Here is a 12,450-nt window from a genome sequence, read left to right as displayed (position 1 = left end):
TGTTGATTATCAGTATTTTCGCTAGGTGACAAAGTAAACATAAACGAAACACATTTGTATACTTTCTGTAGACTTATGTTTACTTATATAACTAATTAGGTTAAAATCAGAATATTAGTATTCAAATAATATATGGCAAAAAATAAACTGACCCTGATAAAAGTCGGAGGAAAAATTGTAGAAGAAGAAGCTACACTGAAACAATTATTGAATGATTTCTCTCAAATCGAAGGTCATAAAGTCCTTGTTCATGGAGGAGGACGTTCGGCTACAAGGATAGCTGAGCAATTAGGTATTGAAAGCAAAATGGTAGGTGGTCGCCGGATAACCGATGCCAAAACGCTTGAAGTAGTGACTATGGTTTACGGAGGGTTGGTCAATAAGAACATTGTAGCCGGGTTACAGGCGTTCGGAGTAAATGCCTTGGGACTTACAGGTGCCGATATGGATGTGATCCGTTCGGAGAAACGTCCGGTAAAAGAAATCGACTATGGTTTTGCGGGAGATGTAAAAGCTGTAAAAGCCGAGACTCTTAAGATGTTGATCGATAAGAATATTGTGCCTATCATGGCTCCTTTGACCCATGATGGAAAAGGACATATATTGAATACCAATGCAGATACTATTGCTGCCGAAACAGCTCAGGCTCTATCGGAATATTACGATGTTACACTAGTGTATTGTTTCGAGAAAAAAGGGGTTTTGAAAGACGAGCACGATGATGATAGTGTAATACCCCAATTGGATAAGGACTTGTATAAAAAATATGTGGATGAGGGGGTAATTACAGGAGGAATGTTACCGAAGCTTGATAATGCTTTTCGTTCTCTTGAAAAAGGTGTTACTGAAGTAGTAATAACTCTGGCCTCGGGAATCGGGAAAGATACCGGAACCCGTATTGTAAATTGATATGTTTATGAAACATCTGTTTTTTATACTCTTTACATTATTGTCTTTGAATAGTATGGCTCAATTGAATACTAAAGAAAAAGCGCTGATAAACAGCGGAAATGAAATAACACCTTTCCGGGTGCTGAAAGTAACCGATAAAGAGGATTCTTTATTCTTGCGTACACCTTGCGTAGATTTTGACCTTAACAGGGATAAGAAAGAAATAGCTCTGTTGATTGCCCGTCTCAAAGTTACTATGGCTGAGGAATCGGGTGTTGGTATTGCGGCACCTCAGGTTGGAATAGGACGGAATTTGTTTCTGTTTATGCGGATCGACATTCCTGAGCATCCTGTTGTAGCAGCTATTAACCCGAAAATAGTTAATCGTCCTGAAGAAACTGTTTGCTTTGAGAGAGATGGTTGTCTCTCCATTCCCGGTATCAGTGGCAATTCGGTACGTTATCCATGGGTCGATGTGGAGTATACCAACGAAGAGGGGCAATTGGTTCGTGAACGTTTACAAGGATATAGCCGGCAGACAGATTTTACGGGTGTGATCTTTCAGCACGAATTCGATCATTTGCAAGGAGTACTGTTTATAGATAAGCTTTGTCCTGAGCTACCATAATAAATGTCTTTTTTTAATAAATGACGATCTAAAATTCCGGATATTTTATTGCTTAAAAATAGAATAACTTTTACATTTGTACAGCCAAATAATCGGGATGTAGCACAGTTGGCAGCGCGCCACGTTCGGGACGTGGAGGTCGGACGTTCGAGTCGTCTCATCCCGACTGAAAACACAGAGCCCTGAAGCATATAGATGTTTCAGGGCTTTTCTTTTTAAACATTAGCTTTGCCCTACTTGTTAAATAAGTAAGAATGTTGCGATACATTTTCACTGCTACTTGTATCGCACTTAGATATTTAACCTTAAAAAAAACTACTATTATGAAATCATTAAAAGGAAAAGTTGCAATTGTAACAGGTGGGGCATCCGGTATAGGAGAAGCTATTGTCAGGAAATTTGTAGAGGAAGGAGCAAAGGTTGTTGTTGCCGATATGAATGAAACATCCGTGAAGAATATTATAGATAATCTTGAAGATCAAGGTCTCGAGGCATTGGGTGTAGTATCGGATGTTTCGAAGAAAGCGGATTTAGGGAAACTTGTATCTGAAACTATCCTCAAGTTCGGGACTATCGATATTCTGATAAATAATGCCGGAATATTAGACAACTTTATGACTGTCTCGGATTTGGATATAGCTTTATGGGAAAAGGTAATGGATGTAAATGTAAAGGCACCGACAATGCTTTCGCAGTTGGTTATAAATTATTGGCTCGAAAAGAAGAAGCCGGGAGTTATCATCAATGCAGCTTCGGTAGGAGGTATGTTTGGAGCCAGAGGTGGAGTGAGCTATGTAACAAGTAAGCATGCTATTATAGGGTTGACCAAAAATATCGCTTCTGTCTATCGCGAAGATAATATAAGGGCAATAGCAATTGCCCCCGGAGATATAAGGACTAATATCGGTAATACATTGAAGAATCCGAATACAAAAGGGTGGAATGCTTTGGTTCAGTATGTGGCTACCGGACCTACCGGAGAAGCGGCAGACATTGCCTCAGTCGTTGCATTTCTGGTAAGTGACGAAGCTAAGTTTGTAAACGGAACAGTTGTTACCATAGATGGTGGCTGGACCGGAGCTTAAGTGAAATACCATAACCTGAATATTATGCCTTCAAACTAATCTAATTTGGTTTGGGGGCATCTTGTTTATTCCATATATTAAAACACTGTTAACTCTCTTTATATCTATTTTATCCTAATTCTCGGAACGGGTGAACAGAATCCCAACCTTAATGTTTATTAAATAGTTTGTATTTTTCTTGTGCAAAAATGCAAACTCCATTTTACAATTCACTATATTTGTGTTAACAATTCGAATCATACATTAAATACTTTTTACTAGATAAAATAACAAAATATTATGGACTTGATTAATCAAATTATTGAGCGGGCAAAAGCTGATAAGCAACGTATTGTATTGCCTGAAGGAACCGAAGAAAGAACTCTGAAAGCTGCAGATAAACTGGTTGCCGATGGAGTGGCGGAAATAATACTGATCGGTAATCCGGATGAAATAAAGAAGCTTGCATCTCAGTTTGGACTGGTTAATATTGATAAAGCAATAATTATCGATCCAAAAAACAATACAAAGAAACAAGAATATACAAATCTGCTTTTCGAATTACGTAAAGCAAAAGGAATGACTCTGGAACAGGCTGAGAAGTTGGCCGAAGATCCACTGTATCTCGGTTGCCTGATGATCAAAAACGGTGATGCCGATGGTGAAATTGCCGGAGCTGAAAATACAACCGGGAATGTTCTGCGGCCTGCATTACAAATCATCAAAACTGCACCGGGAATAAGTGTTGTTTCGGGAGCTTTCCTTATGTTTGTAGAAAATAACCAATATGTACCTAATGGTATTCTGGTATTTGCCGATTGCGCAGTGACCCCTAATCCTACAGCTCCCCAATTAGCCGAGATAGCAGTAGCGTCGGCTCATACAGCCCGCGCGTTGGTAGGAGAAGAGCCTAAAGTGGCAATGTTGAGTTTTTCGACTAAAGGTAGCGCCAAAGATCCAATGGTAGATAAAGTGATCGAAGCAACTAAATTGGCAAAAGAAATAGACCCATCTATCGCAATTGATGGAGAATTACAGGCAGATGCCGCCCTTGTGCCTTCTGTGGGAGCAAGTAAAGCACCCGGAAGCACAGTAGCCGGAAATGCTAACGTATTGGTATTCCCGACACTCGAAGTAGGGAATATTGCATATAAGCTGGTTCAGCGTTTAGGTGGAGCGGAAGCCGTTGGCCCGATCCTTCAGGGAATGGCTGCTCCTGTGAATGACTTATCACGGGGTTGTTCGGTAGATGATATCTACAAACTGGTTGCAATTGCTGCCAATCAGGCAATTGCAGCTAAAAAGAAGTGATGTGTCGTGTAAAGTGATGAAAAAGAAATATAAATAATACCATATGGCTGAAATAAAAGAACCGATAGAAGGTTACGGGTTAAGCAAAAAACAGGGAGAAAGAGCTCTATTCTCTAGAATTGGCGTAGTCGGCTGTGGCCGTGATGGGCGTAGTATTGTTAATTTGACAGCCCAATCGGGTCTCGAAGTTGTATTCATTGAAATATCTCAGGAAAAAATTCAGGATGCACTGTCCGAAATAGAACATAGCCTCGATACAAAGATCGAAAACTGGGGATTGACCCAGAGCGAAAAGCGTGCGACAATGGGGCGCATTACAGGTTCGCTGGATTACAATGACCTAAAAGATTGTGATTTCGTAATAGAATGTATCCGTTACGAAGCGAATGGAGAGCGTAGTATCGCTTTACGTAAAGAAGTCTTCCGCAGACTGGAAGAAGTTTTGGCTCCCGATGCTGTAATAGCAACCAATGCAACGACTGTAATTATCAGTGAATTGTCTGCTGATCTTGTTCATAAAGAAAGATGTGTGAGTATCCATTTTCCGATGTCTCATAGCGATGCCCGTTTATTAGAAATAGTAAAAGGTATCTTTACTACATCCGAAGTGTTGGAAAAGGTGATTCGCTTTGCACACCTGATAAAGCATATTCCGGTCGAAGTACGTGAAAGTAGCGGGCTGGTTAGTATGCGCCTTATGGTAGTGATGTTGAATGAGGCTTGCCATATATTGATGGAGAACCTGGCATCGCTCGAAGATATAGACAAAGAATTTACCATTATATACGGGCAACGTTATGGAATATTTGAGTTAGCCGATCTTCAGGGAATCGAAAAGATTGTTATGCTGATGGAAGACATGTTCCGCGAGTATGGAGATAAGAAGTACAAAGCATCGCCTATCCTCTGGAGGCTTTATCATTCTAAGCAGTATGGGGTAAAAGAAAGAAGAGGTTTTTACATCTATGATGAAACCGGAAAACGGCTTGGTGTTAACAATCTAATTTAACTGGAAGATTTTTATGAAAATATTAGTATTGAACTGTGGTAGTTCTTCTATAAAATATAAGCTTTTCGATATGGAAAGCAAAGAAGTTGTTGCTCAAGGAGGGATCGAGAAGATAGGGCTGAAAGGCTCGTTCCTTAAGTTCCCGCATGGCAAAGACAAAGTAGTGCTCGAAGGAGAAATTCTTGAACATAAATCTGGTATCGAGTATATACTCGGAGTTCTTACCAGCGAGAAGTATGGCTGCATCAAATCATTGAGTGAGATCAATGCAGTGGGTCACCGTGTAGTTCATGGGGGCGAAAAATTCAATAAAAGTGTACTGATTACCGATGAAGTTTTAGCAAAAGTTGTAGAGTGTATAGATATAGCACCTTTGCATAATCCGCCGAATCTGGCCGGTATTTATGCAGTAAAAGACCTGATGGGAGACATTCCTCAGGTAGCGGTATTCGATACAGCTTTCCATCAGACTATGCCTTCTAAGGCTTATATGTACGGTGTTCCTTATTCGTTATACGAAAAATATGCTATCAGACGTTACGGTTTCCATGGAACCAGCCACAGATATGTATCACGCCGTGTATGCGAATTTTTGGGAGTTCCATATGAAAGCCAGAAAGTAGTGTGTGCCCATATCGGAAACGGAGGATCGCTGGCTGCTGTTGCAGGTGGTAAATCTCAGGATACAAGTATGGGGATGACTCCTGTAGAAGGACTATTGATGGGTACACGTGCCGGAGATGTAGATGCCGGAGTGTTATCTTTCATTATGGAAAAAGAAAATGTAGGGCCTCAAACAATGTCTACAATTGTAAATAAGTTCAGCGGATTGTTAGGTATATCAGGAGTGTCATCCGATATGCGTGAAATACGTGAGGCGGTAGACTCGGGTAATGAGCGTTCGAAATTGGCTTACGATATGTTTACCTACCGCATCAAGAAATATGTAGGAGCTTATGCTGCTGCCCTTGGCGGAATAGATACGCTTGTATTTACAGGAGGTATTGGGGAGAATAGTTCTATAACCCGTGAAGATATTTGTAAAGACCTCGAATTTATGGGTATAAAGCTGGACCTGAATATTAATAACGAGATACACGGGGATGAGGCGATAATCAGTGCTCCCGACTCGAAAGTGAAGGTTGTGGTAATTCCTACTGATGAGGAATTTATGATCGCTTCCGATACACTGGCTATTGTAAGTGCATAAATAGTAAGCTATTTGCAACAAAATTCCTAACTTTGTCCCAGATTGGATATATGCAAAGAATAATATTTTGTTACAATGGCAAAAGATACGACATATTTTTTTCCTCCCGAATGGTATAAACAAAGCGCCATTCAGTTGACCTGGCCGCATTTCGGTACAGATTGGAATTACATGTTAGAAGAAATAGTTGCGTGTTATGTAAATATAGCACGCACTATACTTAAATACCAGCAGCTTATAGTTGTATGTAGAGATGCGTCTGCTGTGAAAATGCAGTTGCAGGCTGATGACTCATTACTCCGTAACCTGAAGTTAGTCGAATTACCGACAAACGATACCTGGGCGAGAGATCATGGAGGCATTTCGGTATTCGAAGGAGAAGAGAGACTCCTGCTCGACTTTACATTTAACGGCTGGGGGTTGAAATTCGCCTCTAATTTTGACAATCAAATCAATAGGGGACTTTTCCAGAAAGAAGTTTTTGCCAAAGATGTAAAATACGTCAATAAGAAAGATTTTGTGCTGGAAGGAGGAGCTTTAGAGTCTGACGGCCGGGGAACTTTACTTACTACATCGGAATGTTTGCTTTCGCCAAACCGCAATTCAGCTTATTCGAAACACGAAATAGAGGTGTATCTTATTGAGACCTTTGGATTGAAAAGGGTTCTGTGGTTAGATTATGGGTATTTAGCCGGAGATGATACCGATAGTCATATCGATACACTAGCCCGTTTTTGTGATGAGCATACTATTGCCTATGTGAAATGTGATGACCCCTCTGACGAGCATTACGAAGCTCTGTCAAAAATGGAAGATCAGTTAAAAACATTCGTCGATTTTGAAGGAAACCCTTATAACCTGATCGAATTGCCGATGGCTACCAAAGTGATAGAAGACGGAGAGCGGTTACCGGCAACTTATGCTAATTTTTTAATTATGAATGAGGTTGTTATAGTACCTTATTATAATAATCCGAAAGACCAAATAGCTAAAGAGCAATTACAGAAAGCGTTTCCGACAAGGGAAATTATTGGTATAGATTGTTCTGCGATTATCAAACAGCATGGTTCGTTGCATTGTATAACCATGCAATATCCCGAAGGCTATTTTTAAAATATAATGTTCAGAAAAACGACAATAATATTCTTATTCTCCCTATTTTCAATATCAATTCTCTTAGCCCGGAAGGAGAATGCTTTTGCAAGAATAGATTCTCTTATCAATGCCGTTTCCGAAAAGCCATTTAACGGGATAGTTCTTATTAGCTGGAGTGGGGAAGTTGTTTATCAAAAAAAGCAGGGATATTCGGACTTAATAAAACTAATACCTGTCGAAGATAATAGTCGGTTTGTTATCGGGTCGATTTCGAAACAAATGACAGCTGCTATGGTCTTGCAAGAATATGAAAAAGGAAAGCTTCAACTCAATGATCCGATAAAGATGTATTTACCCGAATTATCTCAGGAGTGGGCAGATTCGGTAACTATACATGACATGCTTTGTCATACACATGGTATTGTAGACTACAATAGGCCTTCTTTATTTCCGGCGGGAGAAAAGTTTGCATATTCCCAAATCGGATACCAGATATTATCTGAAATAGTAGAGCGGCTGAATAATGATAACTTTAAGAATTTATCATTACAATTCTTTAGAAGCCTCGGCATGTACCAGACTTCTTTTCCGGACACCGATTCTGTATATCTGGTAAAAGGCTATTATGAAGAAGAGAATAGCAATATAAAGGAAGAAAACAATAAAACAGAATATGTTCCCGCAGGAGGTTTCATCTCAACAGCAGGAGACCTTTTAATCTGGAATAACAACTTGTACGGAGGTAATATTCTGAAAGAAGAAACTCTTAGCCGGATGTTTACCAAACAGCCGAATGCTATAAGAAGTCATCCGATATTTGGTGAGACGGATTACGGATATGGGATAACTGTTGATACCACAAATGATATCGTTCAGTTAGGACAAACGGGATATGCTCCAGGTTTTGTATCTATGGATTTTTATTTTCCGGAATCTAAAATCGGGGTGATTATCTTGGAGAATATAGCTTATGATGTAGATGATATAAAGAAAACATTTTTCTATCACACTCAGATATTAAATATTGTGAGGAAGGATTTAATTATGAATAAATAAAGATTATGAAAGTAGGAATCGTACAACAATCGAATACTGCTAATATAGCAGAGAATGTAGATAAGTTGAAATCCAATATAAAAAAGTTGGCTGCACAAGGTGCTGAGCTGGTTGTATTGCAGGAGCTTCATAACTCGCTATACTTTTGCCAGACGGAAGAAACATCTGTATTTGACTTGGCAGAAACTATCCCAGGGCCATCGACAAACGAGTTTGGTGCTTTGGTGAAGGAACTGGGTATTGTTTTGGTTTTATCCCTGTTCGAAAAAAGAGCTCCGGGGCTTTATCACAATACTGCTGTTGTAATTGAGAAAGATGGTACAATAGCCGGAAAGTATCGTAAAATGCATATACCTGATGATCCTGCATATTACGAAAAATTTTATTTTACTCCCGGAGACCTGGGCTTTAAGCCTATCGAAACATCTGTAGGTAAATTAGGAGTACTGGTTTGCTGGGATCAATGGTATCCGGAAGCTGCCCGTTTAATGGCATTAACAGGGGCTGAGGTATTGATTTACCCAACGGCTATAGGTTGGGAATCAACAGATACTCAAGATGAGAAGAATCGCCAGCGTGATGCCTGGGTTATATCACAGCGAGGCCATGCTGTTGCTAATGGACTTAATGTCGTTTCTGTAAATAGAGTAGGCTATGAACCTGATCCGTCAGGGCAAACAAACGGGATACAATTTTGGGGAAGTAGTTTTGTTGCCGGACCTCAGGGAGAGATACTCTGGCAGGCATCGAATGACCGGGAAGAAACGCAATTAGTAGAAGTAGATATGAAACGATCGGAAGATGTACGCCGGATATGGCCATTCTTCAGAGACAGACGAATTGATGCTTTTGATGAGATAACAAAACGCTTTATCGATTAATTTTGGGGATATTTTACAATATAAGTATAGTTTCAGCGTTTTTCTTTTGCAAAGGCTCTTAAAAAATTCATGGAAAATATTAAATTATTCAATATTCTTATAATTGCGGTGGCATGTGTGATATCTATCATTATAGAAATGATGGTATTACCCCGTATTATTTTTATTGCAAAAAAGAAACGGCTTTTTGATTTACCAGACAAACGAAAAAAGCATAGTGAACCTATCCCGCGTCTGGGTGGAATTTCATTTACTCCGGTTATTTTATTGGTCAGCCTTTTTTGTCTGTTCATTCGGTTTACATTTCAGATATGGGACGAAGAGCTTTTCTTTTTCCGCATTCCTGAAACCATATTATTGGTTTGCGGACTGCTGATTATTTACCTGCTGGGAGCAAAAGATGACCTTGTTGGTGTCAGCTTTAAAAAGAAATTTGTTATTCAATTTATAGCATCCCTCTGTATTGTTTGCAGTGGTGTATATATAAATAATTTATATGGGCTTTTGGGTTTTTATGAAATACCGAACTGGATTGGTTTTCTGTTAAGTATCGGTTTGATCATGTTCACGACCAATGCGATTAACCTTATCGACGGGGCAGATGGTTTAGCGTCTGGTATCAGTGCTATAGCATTGCTTGTATATGGAATAATGTTCAGTATGTACGGAATGTGGACTTATGCCGGTATTGCATTTATAACATTAGGTATGCTGGCTCCGTTTTTCTATTATAATTTTTCTCATCCTACCCGGAAAATATTTATGGGCGATACAGGTTCGTTGACGTTAGGATTCCTGTTAGCATTTATGATTCTAAGGATAGCTAAACATCCGACAGCATATGAGATTGTACCAAACGGATTACTGTTATTGGTTCTGGCAGCTTTGTTTATTCCTCTTTTCGATGCGTTTAAAGTAATGGTTGTTCGCATCGCTATGGGAAAAGGCCCATTCTCGCCAGATAGAAATCATATTCATCATAAACTGATCGACTTAGGATTCTCCAAGAAAGTAGCTGTCTTTTTAATTGTAGCTGCCAGTGCTTTTATGGTTGTTGCAAACTGGATATTATTGTGGTATCTGGATTGTAATGTGGTCTTGCTTCTGGATTTAGGATGTGGTGTTCTTGTCAATGTATTTATATATAGAAGAATACGTCGTAAACAATACAGGAAACAAAGGCAACAAGAGGAAGAATTGCTGGAGTTAGACAGCTGATGCCAATGTGTAAATGCTGATTCTGCAACCCTCGCAATTCAAGAGTAGTTTTGCACAAATTTCGATAGTAGACCCTGTGGTCACAACATCATCTATAAGAAGAATATGTTTGTTCTTATAGATGGTTTTGTTTTTTATATCGAAAATACCTTCTGTATTTTGCCAGCGTTGAAACCGTGAATTACGGGTCTGTGAAGGATTGTTGATAATACGTATCAGATTATCATCATTAATTTCGATTCCAGTTTCAAAGGAGATCCCTTGTGCCAGCATGAGAGATTGATTATATCCGCGTTCTTTTAGTCTCTGTGGATGCAAGGGAACAGGTACAATATAATCGATGCCTGTAAGCTCATTGCTTGTCTTTATATCTTTTCCGCAAAGCCTCCCCATATAAATGCCCAGACCGGCATTTCCTTTATACTTAATTTCGTGTACTATCTTTTGGGTAACACCCCCTTTGACATAATAAGCAAATGAAGCGATTTTCACATATGGAAATCTTCCGGCAAAAAACTCTTCCAGCTGATTGTTTTCAGTTTTACAGTGTTCGGTATATGGTATGTTTGTAAGGCAGTCCAAGCAAAGAGATTGTTCGCCTTCTATCAGCCTTTTCCGGCAATAAATGCATAGGCGGGGAAAAAATAACTCAAGAAAATGAGTCAAAATAGTCTTCATCATTGTTTGTGTCTAGTATTTTCGAAAGGCATCGCAGAATCTGTTCATAAGAATACCCTCTCCCCAAAGCGAAACGGATAAGCTTATTCTTTTTATCATAGTCATCTTTGGCTTTTACCGATTTAGCTTTAGTAGTAAGTATCTTTAATAATGACTCTTCAAAATGAGCTACTTCGAATTCAGAAAAAGATATGTTGATAACTTGCTCCGATATCTGTTTTCTTTTTAACTCGAATACGATTTTTGTCCGTCCCCATTTATTGAATAGCATTTTATCCTTGATAAAGCTCCTGCAAAAACGCTCTTCATTCAGGTAGTTTTCTTTTTTTAGCCGGTCTATAATTCTTTCCATAGGTTCATTTTCAACTTCCCATAGGGTGAGCTTGCGACGTACATCCGCTTCCGCCCTTTCTGCCTTCGAGCAATATGCGGCCATTTTTACTAATGCCTGACTTTCCGAATATTTCATACGACCTTTGTTATTTGAGAAGCTACTATACGGTCGTTTCCCGACAGATCTTTAATTACACGGATATTTGAAAACCCTTTCGCGGTAAGCATATCTTTGGTGTCAATACCTTTTTGCTGATTGATCTCGAAATACAGTTTTCCGTTGTCATGCAATAGTTCTTTCGCTATATCGGCAATCCTTTTGTAAAAGAGCAGTCCGTTATTATCAGGTACAAACAGGGCGGAATGAGGTTCGTAGTCCAGTACATTCTTATTTATTCCGGTTTTTTCCGATTCTAAAACATATGGTGGATTGCTCACTATTATATCAAACATGGTGTCGGTGGGGTATTCTTTTAAAACATCAACCCTGCTAAATTTAACATCAACCTTGTTTCGGGAGGCATTTTCCCGAGCGACACCTAAAGCTCCTGTCGAAAAATCCCATGCATGTATATTTGCCTCAGGGAGGTATTTTTTTAATGCAATGGCAATGCATCCACTACCTGTACCTATATCGAGAATAGTAAGACGGGGATTTTGATTTTCGGATAAGATTAACTCTACTAGTTCTTCGGTTTCGGGACGTGGAATCAGTACATTCTCATTCACAATAAAAGGCAACCCGAAGAACTCGGTTTCGCCCAATATATATTGTATCGGTTCCGATGTTAGCAAACGTTGTATAATCTTTTGGATTTTTACATATTGAGTCTCTGTTATTTTTTTACTTTTGTCCGATAATAATACGTGCAAAGGATAGCCCGTAACAGATTCGATAATAATACGGGAGATACCTGCGATCTCGGTATCGGGATATAGTCCGGATAAGGACGATTTAATAAATTGGATGATGTCGGACATATCAGCGAAGAATAAAGTTTATCGGTACAAGAGTAAAAGAACAAAAGTAAATATTTTAAAATAAACGGCAAATCCTGTATTTGGGCGAACGAATC

At 39.3% G+C, this 12,450-nt stretch carries 13 protein-coding genes and 1 tRNA gene; 11 read left to right on the top strand and 3 right to left on the bottom strand.

The features are described 5' to 3' along the window. The first annotated feature begins 132 nt into the window (after positions 1-132). The 11 genes from argB (at position 133) to BUC12_RS10865 (ending at position 10,363) form a co-directional block, all read left to right on the top strand. Entirely contained in the window at positions 133-909 is a 777-nt protein-coding gene (gene argB, locus BUC12_RS10915) for an acetylglutamate kinase (RefSeq protein ID WP_062179595.1), read from the top strand. A gap of 7 nt (positions 910-916) precedes the next feature. After that, positions 917-1,519, top strand: a complete 603-nt coding sequence (gene def / locus BUC12_RS10910) for a peptide deformylase (protein WP_175552627.1) — start codon at positions 917-919, stop codon at positions 1,517-1,519. Positions 1,520-1,612: 93 nt separating this feature from the next. Continuing rightward, a tRNA-Pro gene (locus BUC12_RS10905) sits at positions 1,613-1,685 on the top strand. Positions 1,686-1,842: 157 nt separating this feature from the next. Next, a complete protein-coding gene (locus BUC12_RS10900; protein ID WP_062179592.1) occupies positions 1,843-2,604 on the top strand; it encodes a glucose 1-dehydrogenase in 762 nt (253 codons plus the stop codon). Positions 2,605-2,883: 279 nt separating this feature from the next. Further along, positions 2,884-3,894 (top strand): phosphate acetyltransferase, encoded by a 1,011-nt coding sequence (gene pta, locus BUC12_RS10895; protein WP_062179589.1) that lies wholly within the window; start codon positions 2,884-2,886, stop codon positions 3,892-3,894. A 43-nt stretch (positions 3,895-3,937) separates the two neighbouring features. Further along, complete coding sequence (locus BUC12_RS10890) at positions 3,938-4,903, top strand: 3-hydroxyacyl-CoA dehydrogenase family protein (RefSeq protein ID WP_062179586.1); 966 nt, start codon at positions 3,938-3,940, stop codon at positions 4,901-4,903. A gap of 13 nt (positions 4,904-4,916) precedes the next feature. After that, positions 4,917-6,113, top strand: a complete 1,197-nt coding sequence (locus tag BUC12_RS10885; RefSeq protein ID WP_062179583.1) for an acetate/propionate family kinase — start codon at positions 4,917-4,919, stop codon at positions 6,111-6,113. 75 nt (positions 6,114-6,188) lie between these two features. Further along, entirely contained in the window at positions 6,189-7,226 is a 1,038-nt protein-coding gene (locus BUC12_RS10880; RefSeq protein ID WP_062179580.1) for an agmatine deiminase family protein, read from the top strand. A 6-nt stretch (positions 7,227-7,232) separates the two neighbouring features. After that, entirely contained in the window at positions 7,233-8,264 is a 1,032-nt protein-coding gene (locus BUC12_RS10875; RefSeq protein ID WP_062179577.1) for a serine hydrolase domain-containing protein, read from the top strand. 5 nt (positions 8,265-8,269) lie between these two features. Next, positions 8,270-9,145, top strand: coding sequence for a carbon-nitrogen hydrolase (locus BUC12_RS10870; protein ID WP_062179574.1), 876 nt, complete (start codon positions 8,270-8,272; stop codon positions 9,143-9,145). A 69-nt stretch (positions 9,146-9,214) separates the two neighbouring features. After that, positions 9,215-10,363, top strand: coding sequence for an MraY family glycosyltransferase (locus tag BUC12_RS10865; RefSeq protein WP_062179571.1), 1,149 nt, complete (start codon positions 9,215-9,217; stop codon positions 10,361-10,363). Here the strand turns inward: BUC12_RS10865 and BUC12_RS10860 are convergent. The 3 genes from BUC12_RS10860 to prmC are packed head-to-tail and all read right to left on the bottom strand — an operon-like array spanning position 10,352 to position 12,355. Further along, positions 10,352-11,044 (bottom strand): ComF family protein, encoded by a 693-nt coding sequence (locus tag BUC12_RS10860; RefSeq protein WP_236689385.1) that lies wholly within the window; start codon positions 11,042-11,044, stop codon positions 10,352-10,354. The two genes, BUC12_RS10865 and BUC12_RS10860, sit on opposite strands and share 12 nt — an antisense overlap. Then, positions 11,013-11,510, bottom strand: coding sequence for a regulatory protein RecX (locus tag BUC12_RS10855; RefSeq protein ID WP_062179565.1), 498 nt, complete (start codon positions 11,508-11,510; stop codon positions 11,013-11,015). The genes BUC12_RS10860 and BUC12_RS10855 overlap by 32 nt, the downstream gene beginning before the upstream one ends. Next, positions 11,507-12,355 carry a peptide chain release factor N(5)-glutamine methyltransferase gene (gene prmC, locus BUC12_RS10850; protein WP_062179562.1) on the bottom strand — a complete coding sequence of 283 codons (849 nt, stop codon included), beginning with the start codon at positions 12,353-12,355 and terminating at the stop codon, positions 11,507-11,509. Before prmC ends, BUC12_RS10855 begins: the two co-directional genes overlap by 4 nt. Positions 12,356-12,450 lie beyond the last annotated feature (95 nt).

It is taken from the genome of Indolivaga macrotermitis (genome assembly GCF_900128985.1).
In the GTDB taxonomy this organism is placed as follows: domain Bacteria; phylum Bacteroidota; class Bacteroidia; order Bacteroidales; family Dysgonomonadaceae; genus Dysgonomonas_A; species Dysgonomonas_A macrotermitis.
The sequence above is the reverse complement of the archived record's forward strand: the minus strand, read 5'-3'. Positions and strand labels throughout refer to the sequence as shown.

Excerpts from the sequence above, each read along its gene's own strand:
- argB (WP_062179595.1), top strand. The coding sequence starts at position 133 with ATGGCAAAAAATAAACTGACCCTGATAAAAGTCGGAGGAAAAATTGTA.
- def (WP_175552627.1), top strand. The coding sequence starts at position 917 with ATGAAACATCTGTTTTTTATACTCTTTACATTATTGTCTTTGAATAGT.
- BUC12_RS10900 (WP_062179592.1), top strand. The coding sequence starts at position 1,843 with ATGAAATCATTAAAAGGAAAAGTTGCAATTGTAACAGGTGGGGCATCC.
- pta (WP_062179589.1), top strand. The coding sequence starts at position 2,884 with ATGGACTTGATTAATCAAATTATTGAGCGGGCAAAAGCTGATAAGCAA.
- BUC12_RS10890 (WP_062179586.1), top strand. The coding sequence starts at position 3,938 with ATGGCTGAAATAAAAGAACCGATAGAAGGTTACGGGTTAAGCAAAAAA.
- BUC12_RS10885 (WP_062179583.1), top strand. The coding sequence starts at position 4,917 with ATGAAAATATTAGTATTGAACTGTGGTAGTTCTTCTATAAAATATAAG.
- BUC12_RS10880 (WP_062179580.1), top strand. The coding sequence starts at position 6,189 with ATGGCAAAAGATACGACATATTTTTTTCCTCCCGAATGGTATAAACAA.
- BUC12_RS10875 (WP_062179577.1), top strand. The coding sequence starts at position 7,233 with ATGTTCAGAAAAACGACAATAATATTCTTATTCTCCCTATTTTCAATA.
- BUC12_RS10870 (WP_062179574.1), top strand. The coding sequence starts at position 8,270 with ATGAAAGTAGGAATCGTACAACAATCGAATACTGCTAATATAGCAGAG.
- BUC12_RS10865 (WP_062179571.1), top strand. The coding sequence starts at position 9,215 with ATGGAAAATATTAAATTATTCAATATTCTTATAATTGCGGTGGCATGT.
- BUC12_RS10860 (WP_236689385.1), bottom strand. The coding sequence starts at position 11,044 with ATGATGAAGACTATTTTGACTCATTTTCTTGAGTTATTTTTTCCCCGC.
- BUC12_RS10855 (WP_062179565.1), bottom strand. The coding sequence starts at position 11,510 with ATGAAATATTCGGAAAGTCAGGCATTAGTAAAAATGGCCGCATATTGC.
- prmC (WP_062179562.1), bottom strand. The coding sequence starts at position 12,355 with ATGTCCGACATCATCCAATTTATTAAATCGTCCTTATCCGGACTATAT.